Origin of the sequence: Streptomyces sp. NPDC052036 (assembly GCF_040680495.1) — a bacterium.
Classification (GTDB): Bacteria; Actinomycetota; Actinomycetes; order Streptomycetales; family Streptomycetaceae; genus Streptomyces.
In genome coordinates, this window is sequence record NZ_JBFAWW010000006.1 from 54,164 (window position 1) to 74,212 (window position 20,049).

Here is a 20,049-nt window from a genome sequence, read left to right on the forward strand (position 1 = left end):
GCCACTCCTACGCGTTCATACCGCCCCGGGGACACCGGAAACGGAAGAGCCGCCCTCAAATCCCGTGCATTCCCTTCCGCCGGGCCCACGACACCGGAACCCGAGGGCGCCGGCGCCCCTCCGGTCGGCCCCTCGCGGCTGCTCCGCGACCCCTCCGGCAGTCGTCGGCCCCCTTTTCAAGATCATTTCCCGTGCGCGATCCCTGTCTCCCCCGCACGGGATCACCCGCCCGAAAGCGACCCGGGGGCACGACTGGAGACGAATTCCGGACCCGCGCCGAGACAACACCGGCACGGAATTCCGCCGCAGCCCCCACGCATTCGTCTTCGTCCCCTCAGCGGTCGCTGAGCCGCCCGCTCATCCACTGCAGCGCCGCCGGGATCTCCCGTCGCCAGGTGTTGAAGTTGTGGCCGCCGCTGTCGAGGATGATCGACGAGATCCGGGTCGGTTTCCTGGCCCCCACCTGCTGTATGAACTTGAGCGTGGACCGGTAGTCGCCCTCGCCGACCCGGCTGCTGCTGACGAGCAGTGAGGTGTCCGGGGCGGGCAGATGCTTCAGGCACCACCACAGGTCGGCACGGTTGCGCAGGTTCTTGTCACCCTGGAAGAGGTCGCCCGTGGTCGGGTCGATCGGCGCCTTGTAGTACGGCGACAGGCCTGCCCCGGCGGCATAGGCGTCCGGGTGGTGCATCGCAAGCTTCAGTGCGCAGTAACCGCCCGTCGAGTCCCCTATGACACCCCAGCTGCCTGGCTTCTTGCCCACCCGGTAGTGCGCCCCGACCGCGCCGGGGAGGTCCTTCGCGAAGAACGTCTCGGTCTGCGGGCCGCCCGGGACGTCCACGCACTCGGTGTCCCGGGGAGGCGCCACGGTCGGCCTCAGCATCACCAGGATCATCGGCTGCATCCTGCCGCTCTTGGCCAGCTCGTGCGCCGTCTGCGGATAGTGCAGACCCTTGATGAGCGCCTCGGCCGTACCCGGGTACCCGGTGAGGACGACGGCCGCGGGGAACGTCCGTGTGCGGTACTGCGGTTGGAAGTACTCCGGCGGCAGATACACATACGCGGGCGTGGTGACATGCGTGGTGCGCCCCACTATGTCAACCCGCTGGATCTGGCCGCCGATCTGTGGCCGCGCACCACCTTTCACCTGCACCTCGCTGGTGTCGACCACCTGGAGGGGGGCCCCGGCCGAACCGGCCAGACCATGGTTGACGACCACACCCGGGGTGCTCTCCTGGCCGAACAGGTCGGCCCAGCTGGCGTAGAACCCGAAGGCCTGGTTGGCGGCGAGCCCGACCGAGGCGAAGATCGCGACCTGGGTGGCGAACAGCAGGCCGACCCGTCCGCCGACGGCCCGCCAGGTGCGCCGCGCCAGCCGTGGCCAGAACCACACCGTGCCGACGAACAGCAACACAGCGAACAAGACCGCCAACACCAGCACTTTGTTGCTCGTGAGACCCATGGCTCTTTCCTGTCTGCGCTTTCCGACCCATGGGGCGTCACCCGCACTTTCGCGAGGGCTTGCCCCGGACTTTCCTTCGCCTTTGAACCGGCTTTGAGGTGGGGAGTGAACCTCTCTCCCCGCGACACCGTCCTAGAGGGCGCAATGTCGCCGGATGCCCGAATAGGCACCGGACACAAGGTCTCTCGCAGAACTACGGGATGCGATGTCTGTCAGGATAGATGGGGAAAAGTCGGGCGAGGTTCCGGAGCGATCGCGTGGGGTGCGCCGCATCCTCCACGGCCCGCGCCCTGAGTCCGTCCCTGCACTGGTCGCCGGGGCCTGCACGCTCGTAGGGGTCCTGGACATTGCCGCGGGCGTCTTCCCACGCTTCCGGCACAGCCGCATGCACCGCATCGTCGAGGTTCTGCCCGGCGCGTTCGGTCCGTTCGCGGCCGCCCTGTCGCTGAGCGCCGGCGTTCTGCTGCTGCTCCTCGCGCACGGGCTGCGGCGGCGCAAGCGCAGGGCGTGGCGCGCGGCCGTGCTCCTGCTCCCGGCGGGTGCCGTGGCGCAGTTCGTCTACCGCCACTCCGTCATCGGCATGCTGATCTCGATGGCACTGCTGCTGCCGCTGCTGCGCCATCGAAAGGAGTTCGCGGCCCTGCCCGACCCGCGCAGCCGCTGGCGAGCGCTCGCCAACTTCGTGCTCATGGGCGCCGGTTCACTGGGGCTCGGCCTGGTCATCGTCAGCGTCCACACGAACCGCATGGTGGGCGACCCGAGCGTGTCCGACCGCATCGAGCATGTGCTGTACGGCCTGTTGGGCTTCGAGGGCCCGGTCGACTACACCGGCGACACCTCCTGGACGGTGGGCTTCTCGCTCGGCGCGCTCGGTCTGCTGACCGCGGTCACCACGATCTACCTCGCCTTCCGCCCGGAACACCCCGCCGCCCGGCTCACCGAGGAGGACGAGGCCCGGCTGCGCGCCCTGCTGGACAAGCACGGCGCCCGCGACTCCCTCGGCCAGTTCGCGCTCCGCCGCGACAAGGCGGTCGTCTTCTCGCCGAGCGGCAAGGCCGCGGTCACCTACCGCGTCGTCTCCGGCGTGATGCTCGCCAGCGGTGACCCGATCGGTGACGTGGAGGCGTGGCCCGGGGCCATCGAGCGGTTCATGGACGAGGCCAAGGCCCATTCCTGGACCCCCGCGGTCGTGGGCTGCTCGGAGACGGGCGGCGAGGTCTGGACCCGAGAGACCGGCCTGGACGCCCTTGAGCTGGGCGACGAGGCGGTGGTGGACGTCAAGGATTTCTCGCTCACCGGGCGTGCGATGCGCAACGTGCGCCAGATGGTGAAGCGCATCGAGCGGGCGGGTTACGAAACCCGGGTACGGCGCATCCGTGACCTCAGCGAGGGCGAGCTGGAGCGGATACGGCGCGCTGCCGAGGACTGGCGCGGCACGGACACCGAGCGCGGCTTCTCGATGGCGCTCGGCCGCATCGGCGACCCCGCCGACGTCGACTGCCTCATCGCCACGGCGCACAAGCCGGACGCCGCGGAGGGCCCGTACGGTGATCTGAAGGCAATCCTGCACTTCGTCCCGTGGGGCACCGACGGTGTCTCGCTGGACCTGATGCGCCGGGACCGCTCCGCCGACCCGGGCATGAACGAACTGCTCATCGTGGCCGCCCTCCAGGCCGCCCCGAAGCTCGGGATCGAGCACGTCTCGCTGAACTTCGCGATGTTCCGCGCGGCCCTGGCGCGCGGCGAGAAGATCGGCGCGGGACCGGTGCTGCGGGCATGGCGGGGACTGCTGGTCTTCCTGTCCCGCTGGTTCCAGATCGAGTCCCTGTACAAGTTCAACGCGAAGTTCCAGCCGCGCTGGGAGCCACGCTTCGTGGTGTACGCGTCCTCCCGCGACCTGCCGCGCATCGGCCTGGCCATGATGCAGGCGGAGGGCTTCGTGAACCTGGCGCTGCCGCGCCTGCTGCGCCGCTCCGCCCCGGTGCAGCGCCCCTGCGCCCACACGGTGGCGGAGCACGGGGTCCGGGCGGCCTGACCGCCCCGGACCCGGGCGGACTTCCGTGTCCGCCCCCTGGGAGGTCGTACAGGTCCGGGCGAGGGCTCCGTTCCAGCCGGGGAGCCCTCGCCCGGACCTCCACCCACCGGACCGTCCCCCAGGTACCCCGCCGCCCTCACGGCACACCTGCGACCGAGGCACCCCGCGGCACCGGCCCCCGCACCCGGCCCGATCCGGCCCCCGCCCAGGACCCGCGAGCCCAGGGCGGCTCCGTCGGGGGCCTACGCTGAACATATGAGCACGAAGACCGGGCGGGGCCACGTGGCGGGCCTTCCGACATGGGACCGCTGCGCGGTCATGGGCGTCGTCAACGTCACCCCCGACTCCTTCTCCGACGGCGGCCGCTGGTTCGACACCACCGCCGCCGTCAAGCACGGCCTCGACCTGGTCGCGCAGGGCGCCGACCTCGTCGACGTCGGCGGCGAGTCCACCCGACCCGGAGCCACCCGCGTCGACGAGACCGAAGAGCTCAGGCGTGTCGTCCCCGTCGTCCGCGGCCTCGCCTCCGAGGGCGTCACGGTCTCCGTGGACACCATGCGCGCCTCCGTCGCCGAACAGGCCCTCGCCGCCGGCGCCGCCCTGGTCAACGACGTCAGCGGCGGCCTCGCGGACCCCGCGATGGTCCCGGTCGTCGCGGCCTCCGGCGCCCCCTTCGTGGTGATGCACTGGCGCGGCTTCCTGGAGGGCGGCAACGTCAACGGCGTCTACGAGGACGTCGTCTCCGAGGTCGTCGACGAACTCCACGCGCGCGTGGAGGCCGTGCTGGCGGGCGGCGTCGCCCCCGACCGGATCGTCGTCGACCCCGGCCTCGGCTTCTCCAAGCAGGCCGAGCACGATCTGGCGCTGCTCGCCCACCTCGACCGCCTGCACGTCCTGGGCCATCCCCTGCTGGTCGCCGCCTCCCGCAAGCGGTTCCTGGGCCGTGTCCTGGCCGGCCCCGAGGGGGCGCCCCCGCCGGCCCGCGAGCGCGACGCCGCCACGGCCGCCGTCTCCGCACTCGCCGCCCAGGCCGGCGCGTGGGCGGTCCGTGTGCACGAGGTCCACGCGACGGCGGACGCGGTACGCGTCGCACGCGCCGTCGAGGCGGCGCGCGCGGCCGATCCCGCGCCGGGCAGCGACCCCGACGGCGGACGCCCGGGCAGCGGCCCCGACGGCGGACGCCCGGGCACCGGATCCGCCGAAGGAGCCCGGTGAGCGCCGCCCACACCGATGTCGAACAGGTCGAGCAGGCCAACACCGCCTTCTACGAGGCGATGGAACGCGGTGACTTCGAGGAGCTGTCCTCGCTCTGGCTGACGCCGGCCGACCTGGGCGTCGACGAGAAGTACCACGACCCGGCGGATGCCGGCGTGATCTCCTGCGTCCACCCCGGCTGGCCCGTGCTGACCGGCCGCGGCGAGGTGCTGCGGTCGTACGCCCTGATCATGGCGAACACCGACTACATCCAGTTCTTCCTCACGGACGTCCATGTGTCGGTGACCGGCGACAGCGCCCTGGTGAGCTGCACCGAGAACATCCTCAGCGGCGGCCCGGCCCCGGGGGAGGGCGAGGAGCTGGGCCCCCTCGTCGGCCAGATAGTCGTCGCCACGAACGTGTTCCGGCGCACCCCCGACGGCTGGAAGCTCTGGTCCCATCACGCCTCCCCGGTCCTGACCGAGTCCGCCGACGAAGAGGAGGACGACTCGTCGGCCTGAGCAGGTGGCATAGGCCGCCGGATTGGGTAGGCGGCCTGACGTGGCGGGAATCACCTACCCTCGGGTAGCGATCAGCTGCCGCCCCGTGAGCCACCCTGTTCGCCAGGGAAAACGCCCGATGAAGGCTTCGGTCGTGGCAGGGGCACACGCTCCCGGTAGCAAACGCTGTCGGTGCCCGCAGGTAGATTCGTTCGCGGCTGGTGCACCGACCGCACTCGGTGCGCACCTGTCGCTACCGACGATTGCAGGAGTGATTCGCGTGGATCGTGTCGCGCTGCGCGGCCTGAAGGCCCGCGGGCACCACGGCGTGTTCCCCCGGGAGCGCGAGGAGGGGCAGACCTTCATCGTGGACCTCGTCCTGGGCCTGGACACCCGGCCGGCCGCGGCCGACGACGACCTGTCGAAGACCGTGCACTACGGCATCGTCGCCGAGGAGATCGTGGCCCTGGTCGAAGGAGAGCCCGTCGACCTCATCGAGACGCTCGCCGAGCGCATCGCCCTCGCCTGCCTCAAGCACGCCCCCGTCCGCGAGGTCGAGGTCTGCGTGCACAAACCGGACGCACCGATCACGGTCCCGTTCGACGACGTGACCGTCACCATCACCCGGAGCCGAGTATGAGCGCCTTCTTCGCCGGGGGTCAGAGCGACCCGACCGTACAGCCGGTGCCCGCCTCCGTGGTGGAGCAGGTGGACGCCGCCGACACGACCCTGCAGAACCCCAAACGCGCCGTGATCTCCATCGGCTCGAACCTGGGCAACCGCCTGGAGAACCTGCAGGGCGCCATCGACGCCCTGGAGGACACCCCGGGCGTCCGCGTCAAGGCGGTCTCCCCGGTGTACGAGACGGAGCCGTGGGGCGTGGCTCCGGGCAGCCAACCGACGTACTTCAACGCGGTGGTCGTGGTGAAGACCACCCTGCCCCCGTCCTCGCTCCTGGAGCGGGCCCACGCCGTGGAGGAGGCCTTCCACCGGGTGCGGGACGAGCGCTGGGGCGCGCGCACCCTGGACGTGGACATCATCTCGTACGCGGAAGTCGTCTCCGGCGACCCGGTGCTGACCCTCCCCCACCCGCGCGCCCACGAGCGGGCCTTCGTCCTCGCCCCTTGGTACGACCTGGACCCGGCGGCCCAGCTCCCCGCCCGGGGCCCGGTGGCGGATCTGCTCGCCGTCGTCACCCGCGAAGGCGTCATTCCCCGCCCCGACCAGGAACTCCGGCTGCCGGAATAGTCGTTAAGGTCTACCGGGCCGGGATGCTCCCGGCTCGACGACCGCGGACGGGCGACCGTCCGGCTGACGAAGGGGCATCGTGAGAGAGCTGCGCATCAGGACGCTGGCAGCGGTGTTCGTGATGGCCGGAGTGCTGTCCTGGGCGGCGGCCCGGCTGTGGAGCGCGGTGGGCACACTCCCCCGGGTCCCCCTGGCCGCGCCCATCGTCCTCGCCCTGATCGCCGTGGTCCTGCTGGCCACGGCGCTCTCCCTGCGGGCCCGGTTCAAGGCCCAGCGCGAGCGCCGCCTCGAGGCGAAGGGCGTCGACCCTCTGATGGCGGCCCGTGCGGTCGTTTTCGGCCAGGCGAGCGCCCTGGTGGCGGCCCTGGTCGCCGGGATGTACGGCGGCGCGGGTGTCTTCCTCCTGGAGTCGCTGGACGTCCCCACGACGCGCGACCAGGCCATCTACGCCGGCTTCTCGGTTCTCGCGGGTATCGCCGTCATAGCGGCCGCCTTCTTCCTGGAGCGCGTCTGCCGCCTCCCGGACGACGACGAGCAGAATGGCGACACGACATCGGTGTCCTAGCGCCCCGGCGGGTGACGTGAGCGCGACGTTGCCTGCCGGGGGCACTAGGGCGTGTTTCGAAAGTAGGGTCGTCCGCCCGAAGGGCGGGGCCCGCGGCGTCTGGTGCGGTGCATCGCAAGGCGGAGGGCCGTCCGCGTACTGGGCGTACGCGGACGACCCCGACAACGCGGCGAGGTGCCGTGCCTGGGGGCACCTCCCAGCCGCCAGGCTGGGGGAGTCGCGGGCCAGACGGGACTTTCGAAGCACGCCCTAGGCCGCGGCGGCCGGCGGGGCCTCAGCGCGCCATGATGAGGCTCATCGCCTCGTTGCGCGTGGCCGCGTCCCGCAGCTGACCGCGCACCGCCGAAGTGATCGTCTTCGCGCCGGGCTTGCGGATGCCGCGCATCGACATGCACATGTGCTCGCACTCGACGACGACGATCACCCCGCGCGGCTCCAGGATCTCCATGAGCGAGTCGGCGATCTGCGTCGTCAGCCGTTCCTGCACCTGCGGGCGGCGCGCGAAGACGTCCACGAGCCGGGCCAGCTTCGACAGACCCGTGATCTTTCCGCTGGTGGCCGGGATGTAGCCGACGTGGGCAACGCCCCTGAACGGCACGAGGTGATGCTCGCAGGTCGAGAACACCTCGATGTCCTTCACCAGCACCATCTCGTCATGGCCGAGGTCGAAGGTCGTCGTGAGGACGTCCTCGGGCTTCTGCCACAGGCCGGCGAATATCTCCCGGTACGCCCGGGCCACCCTTCCCGGAGTCGCGCGCAGGCCCTCCCGGTCCGGGTCCTCTCCGACCGCGATGAGCAACTCCCGTACGGCGTTCTCCGCGCGCTTCTCGTCGAACTCGCCGATCGTGCCCTCGCCGTCCAGCGTCACCGGGTCGGTCATGTGGTGCCTCGTTCCTGCGCCTGCGACGCGCACCCGTCGCGCGTCTGATGGGCGGCCTGAAGGAAAGGCCGCGCCCCCCAAGGCTAAAACCCTGGGGGGCGCGGCAGAAATTCCGGGCCTTGTGGGGCCCTCGGGGAGCGATCGGTCAGCTCTCCCGGCGGTCCTCCGGAGCCGCGTCTGCGGGGAGGGACTCCGTCGCGTTGGCGATCGCCGGGGTCGCGCCATTCGCTCCGTTCGTCAGTGCCAGCTCCTTCGGGGAGAGCACCGGCGGGCGGGTCGACGGCGTGCGGCGCGAGGAGCCGGTCCAGGCGGGCCGCGGCGGGCGCTTGACGATCGGGGCGAAGATCTCGGCGATCTCCTCCTTGCCCAGCGTCTCCTTCTCGAGCAGCGCGAGCACCAGGTTGTCGAGGACGTCGCGGTTCTCGACCAGGATCTCCCAGGCCTCGTTGTGCGCGTTCTCGATGAGCTTCTTGACTTCCTCGTCCACGAGCGCGGCGACCTCTTCCGAGTAGTCGCGCTGGTGAGCCATCTCACGTCCGAGGAACGGCTCGGTGTTGTCGCCGCCGAACTTGATCGCGCCGAGACGCTCGGTCATGCCGTACTGCGTGACCATCGCGCGAGCCGTGGACGTGGCCTTCTCGATGTCGTTCGCGGCACCCGTGGTCGGGTCGTGGAAGACCAACTCCTCGGCCGCGCGGCCACCCAGCATGTAGGCGAGCTGGTCCAGCATCTCGTTGCGCGTCGTGGAGTACTTGTCCTCGTCCGGGAGCACCATCGTGTAGCCGAGGGCACGGCCGCGGGACAGGATCGTGATCTTGTGGACCGGGTCGGAGTTCGGCGAGGCCGCCGCGACCAGGGCGTGGCCGCCCTCGTGGTACGCGGTGATCTTCTTCTCCTTGTCCGACATGATCCGGGTCCGCTTCTGCGGGCCCGCGACCACGCGGTCGATCGCCTCGTCGAGCATCTGATTGTCGACGAGCTTGCGGTCGCTGCGGGCCGTGAGCAGGGCCGCCTCGTTCAGCACGTTCGACAGGTCGGCGCCGGTGAAGCCGGGGGTGCGGCGGGCGACGGCCGCCAGGTCGACGTCCGGGGCGACCGGCTTGCCCTTCTGGTGAACCTTGAGGATCTCCAGACGGCCCTGCATGTCCGGGCGGTCGACCGCGATCTGACGGTCGAAACGGCCGGGGCGCAAGAGGGCCGGGTCGAGGATGTCGGGGCGGTTCGTGGCGGCGATGAGGATCACGCCGCCCTTCACGTCGAAGCCGTCCATCTCGACGAGCAACTGGTTCAGGGTCTGCTCACGCTCGTCGTGACCGCCGCCGAGGCCGGCGCCGCGATGACGGCCGACCGCGTCGATCTCGTCGACGAAGACGATCGCCGGGGCGTTCGCCTTGGCCTGCTCGAACAGGTCACGCACTCGGGAGGCACCGACACCGACGAACATCTCGACGAAGTCGGAACCCGAGATCGAGTAGAAGGGGACGCCCGCCTCGCCCGCGACGGCACGCGCGAGAAGCGTCTTGCCCGTACCGGGAGGGCCGTAGAGGAGGACACCCTTGGGGATCTTGGCGCCGACGGCCTGGAACTTGGCCGGCTCCTGGAGGAACTCCTTGATCTCCTGGAGCTCCTCGACCGCCTCGTCCGCGCCCGCGACATCCGAGAAGGTCGTCTTCGGAGTGTCCTTGGTGATGAGCTTCGCCTTGGACTTCCCGAAGTTCATGACCCGGGAGCCGCCGCCCTGCATCTGGTTCATCAGGAACAGGAAGACGACCACGATGAGGACGAAGGGAAGCAGAGAGAGCAGGATCCCGACGAACGGGTTCTGCTTGGACGGCGAGACCGTGTAGCCGTCCGGGATCTGCTTGGTCTGGTACTTGTCCTGAAGGATGTTGGCCAGGGAGACGCCCTGGTTGCCGATGTAGCTCGCCTGGATCTTCGAGCTGCCCTGGACCTTCTGGCCGTCCTTCAGGGAGACCTTGATGATCTGCTCGTCGCCTGTGGTCAGCTTGGCCTGCTGGACCTTGTTCTCATTGATCGCCGCCACGACCTGGCCGGTGTCCACCGTCTTGTAGCCGCCGGAAGAGCCGACGACCTGCATCAACACGACCACGGCAAGGACGGCCAGCACGATCCACATGACCGGCCCACGGAAGTATCGCTTCACGTCCATCCATACGGAGCGGTGTCGCCCCGTCCCTCCTGCCATAGTGAGTTTGATAAAGACAGTTCTTCTGACGGTACCCCAGGATTGTCACCCGCAGCCGCGGGGACCGCTGGCAATACCGTCCACGCATGCTCCAACGGCGCGAGACCCGCTGGGGTTCCCGAACGTCCTGAAAGAGCCCGGACCTCGGGTCCGGCCGCCGTCGCCGACGGCCGGACCGCTGAGGTTCAGCCGCCGTAGACGTGAGGCGCGAGCGTACCGACGAACGGGAGGTTGCGGTACTTCTCCGCGTAGTCGAGGCCGTAGCCCACGACGAACTCGTTCGGGATGTCGAAGCCGACCCACTCGACGTCGATGGCGACCTTGGCCGCATCCGGCTTGCGCAGCAACGTGCACACCTTCAGGGTGGCGGGCTCGCGCGAGCCGAGGTTGGAGATCAGCCACGACAGCGTCAGACCGGAGTCGATGATGTCCTCGACGATCAGGACGTGCTTGCCCTTGATGTCGGTGTCGAGGTCCTTGAGGATGCGCACGACACCGGAGGACTGGGTGCCCGCGCCGTAGGAGGACACGGCCATCCAGTCCATGGTGACCGGGGTGGACAGCGCCCGGGCGAGGTCGGCCATGACCATCACCGCGCCCTTGAGGACACCGACGATCAGCAGGTCCTTGCCCGCGTACTCCGCGTCGATCTTCGCAGCCAGCTCAGCCAGCTTCGCGTCGATCTCTTCCTTGGTGATGAGCACCTGCTGGAGGTCGGCACCCATGTCTTTCGCGTCCACCCGCATCACTTTCGGTCGTCCCGCCGCTCTGATTGCCCGCTCGCCCGCGGGGCGCCTGTGCCGCGGTGGACGGTCACCCGTCCGCGGACACCCGCGCGGGGCAGCCGCAACGGCTGCAGCCCTCACGGTCGGTGTCCGCTGTCTCTCGCGACAGCGGCACGCCCCTTCGGCTCGCTTGCGCGGCTGACCGGTCCCGCCCCGAAGGGGTGACCGGGCGCCTCCCGAAGGGGGCGGGTTTTCAGCCGTGCCGAATCACCAGTCTGCCACCCTGACGCTGGGCGACGACTTTGCCCGGGAGATTGATGGCTCCCTGGCCGCGCCAACCCGTGATCAGCCGGTCCACTTCCTCGATGTGACGGGCGAAGAGGGAACCGGCCGGAGCACCGGCCTCGATGGCGGCGCGGCGCAGGATCCTGCGGCGCACGGCCGGCGGCAGGGCGTAGAGCTTCGCGCACTCCAGGAGGCCGGTGGCGTCGCGTACGGCGGTCTCGGCCTGACTGGCCCAGGCGTCGAGCGCGTCGGCGTCGTCGCGGGAGAGCTGGGCCGTACGGGCGAGGGCTTCGACGACGCCCTTGCCGAGCGCCTTCTCCAGGGCGGGCAGGCCCTCGTGGCGGAGCCGGGAGCGGGTGTAGGTGGGGTCCGTGTTGTGGGGGTCGTCCCAGACGGGCAGGGCCTGGGCCATGCAGGCCTTGCGGGCGGTCTGCCGGTCGATCTGCAGGAAGGGGCGGCGATAGCGGCCGCCGGCCCCCGAGACCGCGGCCATGCCGGAGAGGGAGCGGACGCCGGAGCCGCGGGCGAGGCCGAGCAGGACGGTCTCGGCCTGGTCGTCGCGGGTGTGGCCGAGGAGGACAGCGGTGGCGCCGTGGCGCTCGGCAGTGATGTCCAGGGCGGCGTAGCGCGCGTCACGGGCGGCGGCTTCGGGACCTCCGACGCGGCCGACGCTCACGGCGACGGAGTCGACGGGGTCGAGGCCCAGCTCGCGCAGGCGCAGGACCACCTCGTCGGCGCGCAGGTCGGAGCCGGCCTGCAGTCCGTGGTCGATGGTGATGCCGCCGGCGCGGATGCCGAGTTTGGGGGCCTCGAAGGCGAGGGCGGAAGCGAGCGCCATCGAGTCGGCGCCCCCCGAGCATGCCACGAGCACGAGCGGCGTGACGGGGCGCTCGTGGGAGGGGGAATGGCTGCTCAGTTGTGTGATCTGCCCGGTGTTCTGTGCCGAGGTCTGCTCGGTGAGGATGTCGTGGAGGACGCGGCGGACCGCCAGGCGTATCGCCGCGACCGCAGGATGGGGACCCATGTCCGGTTCCCTTCATGAAATTGTCGGGGGGTGAGCCCGATCGCTGGTCACTCAGAGTGTGTAGATGGTGACAGAAACGGGCCGTTCCCCGAGCATTGCACGCCTACCCATGGCTCACGGTCCCTCGGACGAGTGATTGGCGGGGCGTTCACCTGCCGACGGCCGGATTCGTCTCACCCCGCTCGCGCACGGCTCACGGCTCCGCCCTGCGATGCACCCGCGCGACCCAGTCCGCCGGTTTGGCGATCTCCGCCTTGGTGGGGAGGGTGTTGGGAGAGGTCCACACCCGGTTGAAGCCGTCCATGCCGACCTGCTCGACGACCGCACGCACGAACCGCTCGCCGTCGCGGTACTGCCTGAGCTTGGCGTCCAGGCCCAGCAGCTTGCGCAGGGCGAGGTCGAGACGGGAGGCGCCCCTGGCGCGGCGCTGCTGGAACTTTTCCCGGATCTCGGCGACGGACGGCACGACGTCCGGGCCGACGCCGTCCATCACGAAGTCCGCGTGCCCTTCCAGGAGGGACATCACGGCGGTCAGCCGCCCGAGGATCTCCCGCTGGGCGGGCGTCTGCACGAGTTCCACGAGCGAGTGACCCTCCTCGCCCTCCTCGCCCTCCGTGCGGCCCCCGGCGAGCGACTGGACCGCTTCCCTGATGCGCTCCAGGACCGTCATGGGGTCGACATCGGTCTCCCCCAGGAAAGACTGGATTTCGCCCTCGAGGTGATCGCGCAGCCAGGGCACCGCCGTGAACTGCGTGCGGTGCGTCTCCTCGTGCAGGCACACCCACAGGCGGAAGTCGTGGGGCTGGACGTCCAACTCGCGTTCCACATGCACGATGTTCGGCGCGACCAGCAGGAGACGGCCGCCGCCGTTCTCGCCCGCGGGCAGTTCGCGGGTGGCCGGGGCGAAGGTCTCGTACTGGCCGAGGACCCGGGAGGACAGGAACGACAGCAGCATGCCCAGTTCCACACCGGTGACCTTGCCGCCGACGGCACCGAGGACGGCACCGCCGGGGGTGCCCCCGCGCCGCTGCTCCATCTTGTCGAGGAGGGGTTTGAGGATCTCCCGGAATCCGGCGACGTTCGCCCGGACCCAGCCGGGCCGGTCGACGACGAGGACGGGGGTGTCGTGAACGCCCGTCTGGCCCATACGAGTAAAGCCCCGGACATGTTCCTCCGAGGCCTTCGCGTGGCGGCGCAGCTCCGCGACGACGGCGCGGGCCTCGTCGCGGCTCACCTCGGGGCCCGGCCGCACGAGTCGGGTCGCGGTCGCCACCGCGAGATTCCAGTCGACCATCCCAGCAGATCCCGCACCACCGATGCTCGTCATGCGTCAACGGTACGTGAGCGCCGCCACTCGGGGCAGGGCAGCGCAACGTGCGGCGGTGCGCCACCGGGGCGGCGCGCCGCAAGGGGATGGCGCATCAGCAGGGCAGCGCACCGCAGGGGTGGCGCGTCACCGGCAGCCGCAGCCCGCGAGCTGCGCCGCCGTGCGGTCCAGGGCCGTCCGGGCGGCCGTCTGGTCCATCGAACCGTCCGTCAGGAAGGCGAACGCCAACAGCCGGCCGTCGGCGTCGACCACCGTCCCGGCGAGGGTGTTGACGCCCGTCAGCGTGCCCGTCTTGGCCCGTACGAGGCCGGTGCCCGAGCGTTCGGCGGCATCCGCGTAGCGGTCGCTGAGGGTGCCCGTGAAGCCGGCCACCGGCAGCCCCGTCAGGACCGTACGGAGTTCGGGGTGGGACGCGGAGCCGGCGGTGGCCAGCAGAGACGTCAGCAGGTCCGCCGTGAGCCGGTCATCGCGGTTCAGCCCGCTGCCGTCGTGGAACGCCGCGCCCGCGAGCGGGAGCCGGAGCTTGCCGAGCTGGGCGGCGATCGCCGCGGCGCCCCCGTCGAAGCTCGCCCGGCCGCCGGTGGCCAGGGCGGTCTGGCGCGCGAGAGCCTCGGCGATGTCGTTGTCGCTGTTGGTGAGCATCCGCTCGACCACGGCGGACAGGGGCGGCGACTGGACGGAGGCGACGGTCTCGGCGCGGGACGTGGCCTTCGCCGCCGGGACACCGGAGGCGGAGGTCTTGATGCCGCGCTCGCGCAGCAGACCGGCGAAGGTGCGGGCCGCGTCCCCGGCCGGGTCCGTGCTGCGGTCGGCGGGCCCGTCGGTGGAGTTGTCCCGGCGGCCCTCGTCGGCCGTCAGGGCCGTGACCGGGGCGAGGTTGGGGTTGACCCCGATGGGGTGCAGCGCGTCGCCCGTGAACAGCGAGGCGTCGTAGGCGAGCGACACCGAGGACAGACCCCGCTTCTTCAGGGCGGCGGCGGTCGTGCCGGCGAGGGTGCGCAGGCTCGCCCAGCCCTCGGCCTTGGCGCGGGCTGTGAGCGTCGGGTCGCCCCCGCCGACGAGCACCAGCTTGTCGGTGCCGGGCTCCAGCGCGGTGCGGGTGGTGAAGCGGTGGTCGGGGCCGGCCGCGGAGAGCACGGCCACGGCGGTGGCGATCTTGGTGGTGGAGGCGGGGGTCAACGCGTCGTCCGCGTTCTTGCCGTACAGGCGCTTGCCGGTGGCGATGTCGACGACGACGGCGGAGCGCCGGGAGCCGAGGGAGGCGTCCCCGAGGAGCTTGTCGAGGGCGGCCGCCAGGGGCCGTACGCCCGGCGCCGACTGAAGTGCCGTGGCGGCGCCGACGCCGGCCAGCACGGGCGCGGCGCTCGGCGCGGGCGCCGGTGACTGCGCCGTCGCGCCGGCGCCCCGCCCGTGATCTGCGCCACCCTCGCGGTCCCACGCTGCGGCCCGTTCGCGCTCGGCCGTACGCTGGCCCGAGGAGTCCCATGGACCGGCGGCGCTCGCGGCCCCGACCGCGAGCGCCAGGCCCATGACGGTGGCGACAGCCGCCAGCTGCGGGGTGGTGAACCTCCCGGCGCGCGGGCGTGCGAAGTGCGCGACCCGTGTGACGTGCGGTTTCACCGTTCCGGTGGCCCGTGCCACGCGTGGCCTCACGGTCTCGGCGACCCGCCGCGCGCGGGGTCGCACGGCCCGGGCCACGCGTGTGAGGCGTGGTCTCACGGCCTGCGCGGCCCGCGCCAGACGCGGCCTCGCGGCCCGCCAGGCCCTCAGCTCCGGCACGACCACCAGCCCCTTTCGCGATCACACACCTGCGTGAGGGACACTTAACCACCAGAACTATGTGCTGATCATGGAGGAGCCACCGGTGGAGTTCGACGTCACGATCGAGATCCCGAAGGGTTCGCGGAACAAGTACGAGGTGGACCACGAGACCGGTCGTATCCGCCTGGACCGTCGACTTTTCACCTCGACCAGCTACCCGGCCGACTACGGCTTCGTCGAGAACACCCTCGGCGAGGACGGTGACCCGCTGGACGCGCTGGTCATCCTCGAGGAGCCGACCTTCCCGGGCTGCCTCATCAAGTGCCGCGCCATCGGCATGTTCCGGATGACGGACGAGGCCGGCGGCGACGACAAGCTGCTGTGCGTGCCGGCGTCCGACCCGCGCGTGGAGCACCTGCGGGACATTCACCACGTCTCCGAGTTCGACCGCCTGGAGATCCAGCACTTCTTCGAGGTGTACAAGGACCTGGAGCCCGGCAAGTCGGTCGAGGGTGCCAACTGGGTGGGCCGCGCGGACGCCGAGGCCGAGATCGAGCGCTCGTACAAGCGGCTCAAGGAGCAGGGCGGCCACTGACTCCCGTGGTCGGCAACGGACGGGCCGCGTGATCCCCAACGGGTGACGCGGCCCGTTCGCGTACCGGTGCGCATACTGAGGCGTACGAGCGGTACGAAGGGGACAGGCTGAGGCGTACGGGAAGTACGCAGGGGACAGGCCGAGGCGTACGGCAGGCAAGCAGGGACCGCAGACTCGGGGGGACACGGGCTGAGGAAAGGCAAGAGGGAAGCAGGTGGCGGAGCCGGACACGGAGGACCGCAAGCCGCGGTCGGACGAGGCCAGGAGCGCGTACACGCCCCCGGAGCAGGGCGGCGACGACTCCGTGGTCACGTCCGAGTTCACGATCCCGCTGGGGTTCCCGGTGCCCACGGGCGGCGCTGCCGACTCCTCGACGACCTCCGAGTTCGCCGTTCCTGAGGGCCTCGAGGTGCCGGCCGTCGGCACGGAGTCGGAGACGACGTCCGAGTTCGCCGTACCGGACGGCCTGGAGGCCCCCCAGCCGCCCGGGGCCGAGCCGGAGGGATCGGCGTTCAGTCCGCCGAGCACCTACAGCGTCCGGCACGCCCCGGCCGCCTTCACCCCGCCGTCCGGCATCCCCGTCGTCCGGCTGGCCGAGGAGGCGCCCTGGCAGGACCGTATGCGCACGATGCTGCGCCTGCCGGTCGCCGAGCGGCCCGCGCTGGAGCCCGTGCACAAGATCGGGGATACGGGCCCCGCCGTGCCGCGTGTGCTCGACCTGACCCTCCGTATCGGCGAACTGCTGCTGGCGGGCGGCGAGGGCGCCGAGGACGTGGAGGCCGCGATGTTCGCGGTCTGCCGGTCCTACGGGCTGGACCGCTGCGAGCCGACGGTCACCTTCACGCTGCTGTCCGTCTCGTACCAGCCGTCCCTGGTGGAAGACCCCGTGTCGGCGTCGCGGACGGTACGCCGCCGCGGTACGGACTACACCCGTCTGTCCGCCGTCTTCCGGCTCGTGGACGACCTCAGCGACCCGGCGACCGCGATCTCCCTGGAGGAGGCCTACCGCCGGCTCGCCGAGATACGCCGCAACCGGCACCCCTACCCCGGCTGGGTGCTGACCGGGGCGAGCGGGCTGCTCGCCGGTGCGGCCTCCGTCCTCGTCGGCGGTGACGTCCTGGTCTTCATCGCCGCGGCGATCGGCGCCATGCTCGGCGACCGACTGGCATGGCTGTGCGCCGGGCGTGGACTGCCGGAGTTCTACCAGTTCACGGTGGCCGCGATGCCCCCGGCCGCGATCGGCGTCGCGCTCACGGTCGCCCATGTCGATGTGAACGCGTCCGCCGTGATCACCGGTGGTCTGTTCGCGCTGCTGCCCGGACGGGCCCTGGTGGCGGGCGTGCAGGACGGGCTGACCGGCTTCTACATCACGGCGGCGGCACGCCTGCTGGAAGTCATGTACTTCTTCGTGGGCATCGTCATGGGTGTGCTGGTGATCCTCTACTTCGGTGTGAAGCTGGGCGCCGAGCTGAACCCGGACGCCGCTCTGAGTCTCTCCGAGCGGCCGGTCGTGCAGATCATCGCGTCGATCCTGTTGTCCATGACCTTTGCGATCCTGCTCCAGCAGGAACGATCCACCGTGCTGATGGTGGCCCTCAACGGCGGAGTCGCCTGGTGTGTGTACGGCGCCATGCACTACCCCGGCGGCATCTCGCCGGTCGCCTCCACGGCCGTCGCGGCCGGTCTGGTGGGCCTGTTCGGGCAGCTGCTGTCGCGCTACCGGTTCGCCTCCGCGCTGCCGTACACGACCGCCGCGATCGGGCCCCTGCTGCCCGGTTCGGCGACCTACTTCGGGCTGCTGTCCATGGCCCAGAACCACGTCGACAAGGGCCTGGTGTCCCTGGCGAAGGCCGCCTCCCTCGCCATGGCCATCGCCATCGGTGTGAACCTCGGGTCGGAGATCTCCCGGCTGTTCCTGCGGATTCCGGGCGGTTCCGCGGAGGGACGCCGGGCGGCCAAGCGGACGCGCGGCTTCTGACGCACGCTCCGGGGCCCGGCTTCCGGGACGCCCGGGCTCGGGGACGCGCGGCTCAGTTCTGCGGGTAGCCCTGGCCGTAGGGGTTCGGCTGCTGGGGGTGCTGCGGCTGCGCATAGCCATGGTCGGAGCCGTACGGCTGCTGCGGCTGCGGCTGCTGCTGCGGCTGCGGGTAGCCCTGGGGGTGCTGCTGGGCGTAGGGCTGCTGAGGCCCGCCGTAGTACTCGTCGTAGCCGCCCTGGTTCGTGCCGTACGGCTGCTGGGCCTGCCCGCCGTGGTTCTGGCCCTGGTCGCCGTACGTCTGGCCGTGGTGGCCGTATGCCTGGTCCGATCGCCCGTACGCCTGGCTCTGGTCCCGGTGGGCCGGCGGCACGGCGCGCAGCTGCGTCGTCGCGTCGTCCATGACCGGCGGCTGCTGTCCGAAGGACGGCTGCGGGAAGGACGGCTGCTGGAGGGGCGGCTGCTGCGCGGCCGGGGACTGCGCCGGCTCGTTCTTGGCCTTGGCGCGTGCCCGCAGGAACTCGATGGCGATCGGAACCACCGAGACGAGGACGATCAGGATGAGGATCGCCTCGATGTTGTTGTTGACGAAGCCGATGTTGCCCAGCCAGGAGCCGAGCAGGGTGACGCCCGCGCCCCACAGGACGCCGCCGATGACGTTGAAGACCAGGAACGAGCGGTACCGCATACCGCTGACGCCGGCGACGATCGGTGTGAACGTGCGCACGACAGGCACGAAGCGGGCCAGCACCAGGGACTTCGGACCGTACTTCTCGAAGAACTCGTGGGCCTTGGTGACGTTCTCCTGCTTGAAGAGGCGGGAGTTCGGCCGGTTGAAGAGCGAGGGGCCGACCTTCTTGCCGAACATGTAACCCGCCTGGTCACCCAGGATCGCGGCGACGCAGATCAGTGCGATGGCTCCCGCCAGGGGGAAGTCCATCTGATGCGAGGTGATCAGCAGACCACAGGTGAACAGCAGCGAGTCGCCCGGCAGGAAGAAGCCGATGAGCAGTCCGGACTCGGCGAAGACGACGAGGAGCAGGCCCCAGATCCCGAAGGTGTCCAGGAGGTGGTTCGGATCCAGCCAGCTCGGGCCGAGGGCAAGCGTCATCACGGTTCCGGGCTCCTGAGGGGGTGAGGGGAGGCGCGGCGCCCTGACGGACGGCCGACACCACGGCGATGGCCGGACAAAGCTATCAACGGACGGTGTCCCCACCGGGTTCCACCGGTGACTCCAGGATGCACTGTGCGTGGAGCGGGCCGAGCCGTGCGCCGGGGACCCGGAGACGCGGGTACCGGGGCAGCTCTAAGGGGCACCGACCATGGGCCGGCGCCCCTTACTGCAGCTGTCCCGCGCTCACCCCTCGTGACGGTCCGCGTTCGCCGCGATCGCGTCCCCGAGGTGCTCGGCGAGACCCGGCCGCATGGCGTCGTAGAACGCCTTGAAACGCTCGTCGGAGACGTACATCTCGCCGAGACAGCGGTGCAGCTCGTACGAGCAGTCGTAGAACCAGGTGCAGATGTGCTGCCGGTGTTCCTCGGCCAGGTCCATGGCCCGCTCCCCGGACGGGGGCTCCCCGGTGGCCATCAGGGCGTCGTAGCGCTCGCCCCAGGCGGCCACCTCGTCCTGGACGCGCTTCCAGTCGTCCTTGGTGTACCGCGCGGTGCGCCGCTGCGACTCGGCGTACTCGGACGTGCCGCCCCAGCGCCGCTCGGCCTCCTCCGCGTACTGCTCCGGGTCCTTGTCCCCGAAGACCTCGAACCTCTCCTCGGGCGTGAGGTTGATGCCCATCTCGCGTGCCTCCATGGCGTGCTCCACGGCCGCCGCCATCTTCTGCAGTCTCTCGATCCGGGCAGTCAGCAGCTGGTGCTGCCGGCGCAGATGCGCGCGGGGATCCGCGTACGGGTCGTCGAGCAGGGCGGCGACCTCTTCGAGCGGAAAGCCCAGTTCCCGGTAGAACAGGATCTGCTGCAGCCGGTCGAGGTCTCCGTCACCGTAGCGCCGGTGACCGGCGTAGGTGCGCTCACCGGGTACGAGCAGGCCGATCTCGTCGTAGTGGTGCAGCGTGCGCACCGTCACACCGGCGAAATCGGCCACCTGACCGACCGAGTAACTCACTTCCGCTCCCTTCTGGGTACGCATGTCAGGCTCGGGCCTCACGCCGCGTGAGGTGCAAGGCGCATTTCCCCGGGCGCCATGGAACGCCCGGAAGACCTTGAATGCTCACGAAATGCCCATGAACGTACTTTTAATGTGGCCAACGCCT

17 protein-coding genes are annotated in these 20,049 nt (G+C 70.7%); 8 read left to right on the forward strand and 9 right to left on the reverse strand.

The window, feature by feature from the left end; genetic code table 11:
• Positions 1-334: 334 nt before the first annotated feature.
• Positions 335-1,462: an alpha/beta hydrolase-fold protein gene (locus AB0L95_RS11510; RefSeq protein ID WP_365160565.1), complete on the reverse strand. Its 1,128-nt coding sequence runs from the start codon at positions 1,460-1,462 to the stop codon at positions 335-337.
• Positions 1,463-1,667: 205 nt separating this feature from the next.
• Here AB0L95_RS11510 and AB0L95_RS11515 point away from each other — a divergent pair, with 205 nt between their 5' ends.
• The 6 genes from AB0L95_RS11515 to AB0L95_RS11540 all read left to right on the forward strand — a co-directional run bounded on the left by AB0L95_RS11515 (position 1,668) and on the right by AB0L95_RS11540 (position 7,004).
• Positions 1,668-3,497, forward strand: a complete 1,830-nt coding sequence (locus tag AB0L95_RS11515; protein ID WP_365160568.1) for a phosphatidylglycerol lysyltransferase domain-containing protein — start codon at positions 1,668-1,670, stop codon at positions 3,495-3,497.
• Positions 3,498-3,752: 255 nt separating this feature from the next.
• Positions 3,753-4,712 carry a dihydropteroate synthase gene (folP, locus tag AB0L95_RS11520; RefSeq protein WP_365160571.1) on the forward strand — a complete coding sequence of 320 codons (960 nt, stop codon included), beginning with the start codon at positions 3,753-3,755 and terminating at the stop codon, positions 4,710-4,712.
• A complete protein-coding gene (locus AB0L95_RS11525; protein ID WP_365160574.1) occupies positions 4,709-5,212 on the forward strand; it encodes a nuclear transport factor 2 family protein in 504 nt (167 codons plus the stop codon). Before folP ends, AB0L95_RS11525 begins: the two co-directional genes overlap by 4 nt.
• A gap of 259 nt (positions 5,213-5,471) precedes the next feature.
• Positions 5,472-5,831 carry a dihydroneopterin aldolase gene (gene folB / locus AB0L95_RS11530; RefSeq protein ID WP_365160577.1) on the forward strand — a complete coding sequence of 120 codons (360 nt, stop codon included), beginning with the start codon at positions 5,472-5,474 and terminating at the stop codon, positions 5,829-5,831.
• Complete coding sequence (gene folK, locus AB0L95_RS11535) at positions 5,828-6,439, forward strand: 2-amino-4-hydroxy-6-hydroxymethyldihydropteridine diphosphokinase (protein ID WP_365160580.1); 612 nt, start codon at positions 5,828-5,830, stop codon at positions 6,437-6,439. Before folB ends, folK begins: the two co-directional genes overlap by 4 nt.
• Before the next feature lie 79 nt (positions 6,440-6,518).
• A complete protein-coding gene (locus AB0L95_RS11540; protein ID WP_365160582.1) occupies positions 6,519-7,004 on the forward strand; it encodes a DUF3180 domain-containing protein in 486 nt (161 codons plus the stop codon).
• A 274-nt stretch (positions 7,005-7,278) separates the two neighbouring features.
• On the opposite strand, the gene folE is transcribed toward AB0L95_RS11540, so the two are convergent.
• From folE to dacB, 6 genes are all read right to left on the reverse strand, one after another.
• Positions 7,279-7,884: a GTP cyclohydrolase I FolE gene (gene folE / locus AB0L95_RS11545; protein WP_365160585.1), complete on the reverse strand. Its 606-nt coding sequence runs from the start codon at positions 7,882-7,884 to the stop codon at positions 7,279-7,281.
• A 145-nt stretch (positions 7,885-8,029) separates the two neighbouring features.
• Positions 8,030-10,054: an ATP-dependent zinc metalloprotease FtsH gene (gene ftsH / locus AB0L95_RS11550; RefSeq protein ID WP_365160588.1), complete on the reverse strand. Its 2,025-nt coding sequence runs from the start codon at positions 10,052-10,054 to the stop codon at positions 8,030-8,032.
• 221 nt (positions 10,055-10,275) lie between these two features.
• Positions 10,276-10,836, reverse strand: coding sequence for a hypoxanthine phosphoribosyltransferase (gene hpt / locus AB0L95_RS11555; RefSeq protein ID WP_365160591.1), 561 nt, complete (start codon positions 10,834-10,836; stop codon positions 10,276-10,278).
• Positions 10,837-11,068: 232 nt separating this feature from the next.
• Positions 11,069-12,124: a tRNA lysidine(34) synthetase TilS gene (tilS, locus tag AB0L95_RS11560; RefSeq protein ID WP_365160594.1), complete on the reverse strand. Its 1,056-nt coding sequence runs from the start codon at positions 12,122-12,124 to the stop codon at positions 11,069-11,071.
• A 193-nt stretch (positions 12,125-12,317) separates the two neighbouring features.
• Positions 12,318-13,451, reverse strand: coding sequence for a zinc-dependent metalloprotease (locus AB0L95_RS11565; RefSeq protein ID WP_365160597.1), 1,134 nt, complete (start codon positions 13,449-13,451; stop codon positions 12,318-12,320).
• 126 nt (positions 13,452-13,577) lie between these two features.
• Positions 13,578-15,236, reverse strand: a complete 1,659-nt coding sequence (dacB, locus tag AB0L95_RS11570) for a D-alanyl-D-alanine carboxypeptidase/D-alanyl-D-alanine-endopeptidase (RefSeq protein WP_365160599.1) — start codon at positions 15,234-15,236, stop codon at positions 13,578-13,580.
• Between the two features lie 79 nt (positions 15,237-15,315).
• Between dacB and AB0L95_RS11575 the strand changes: the two genes are divergently transcribed.
• A complete protein-coding gene (locus AB0L95_RS11575) occupies positions 15,316-15,807 on the forward strand; it encodes an inorganic diphosphatase (protein ID WP_059133642.1) in 492 nt (163 codons plus the stop codon).
• A gap of 214 nt (positions 15,808-16,021) precedes the next feature.
• Positions 16,022-17,785 carry a threonine/serine exporter family protein gene (locus AB0L95_RS11580; RefSeq protein WP_365160602.1) on the forward strand — a complete coding sequence of 588 codons (1,764 nt, stop codon included), beginning with the start codon at positions 16,022-16,024 and terminating at the stop codon, positions 17,783-17,785.
• A gap of 52 nt (positions 17,786-17,837) precedes the next feature.
• Here the strand turns inward: AB0L95_RS11580 and AB0L95_RS11585 are convergent, their stop codons facing one another.
• Entirely contained in the window at positions 17,838-18,896 is a 1,059-nt protein-coding gene (locus AB0L95_RS11585) for a VTT domain-containing protein (RefSeq protein WP_365160605.1), read from the reverse strand.
• 243 nt (positions 18,897-19,139) lie between these two features.
• A complete protein-coding gene (locus AB0L95_RS11590) occupies positions 19,140-19,901 on the reverse strand; it encodes a MerR family transcriptional regulator (protein ID WP_365160608.1) in 762 nt (253 codons plus the stop codon).
• Between the last annotated feature and the right edge of the window lie 148 nt (positions 19,902-20,049).

Bases quoted from the DNA above. Each gene is read 5' to 3' on its own strand.
- AB0L95_RS11565 (WP_365160597.1), bottom strand. From the start codon at position 13,451: ATGACGAGCATCGGTGGTGCGGGATCTGCTGGGATGGTCGACTGGAAT.
- AB0L95_RS11515 (WP_365160568.1), top strand. From the start codon at position 1,668: ATGTCTGTCAGGATAGATGGGGAAAAGTCGGGCGAGGTTCCGGAGCGA.
- folP (WP_365160571.1), top strand. From the start codon at position 3,753: ATGAGCACGAAGACCGGGCGGGGCCACGTGGCGGGCCTTCCGACATGG.
- ftsH (WP_365160588.1), bottom strand. From the start codon at position 10,054: ATGGACGTGAAGCGATACTTCCGTGGGCCGGTCATGTGGATCGTGCTG.
- tilS (WP_365160594.1), bottom strand. From the start codon at position 12,124: ATGGGTCCCCATCCTGCGGTCGCGGCGATACGCCTGGCGGTCCGCCGC.
- folE (WP_365160585.1), bottom strand. From the start codon at position 7,884: ATGACCGACCCGGTGACGCTGGACGGCGAGGGCACGATCGGCGAGTTC.
- folK (WP_365160580.1), top strand. From the start codon at position 5,828: ATGAGCGCCTTCTTCGCCGGGGGTCAGAGCGACCCGACCGTACAGCCG.
- hpt (WP_365160591.1), bottom strand. From the start codon at position 10,836: ATGCGGGTGGACGCGAAAGACATGGGTGCCGACCTCCAGCAGGTGCTC.
- AB0L95_RS11510 (WP_365160565.1), bottom strand. From the start codon at position 1,462: ATGGGTCTCACGAGCAACAAAGTGCTGGTGTTGGCGGTCTTGTTCGCT.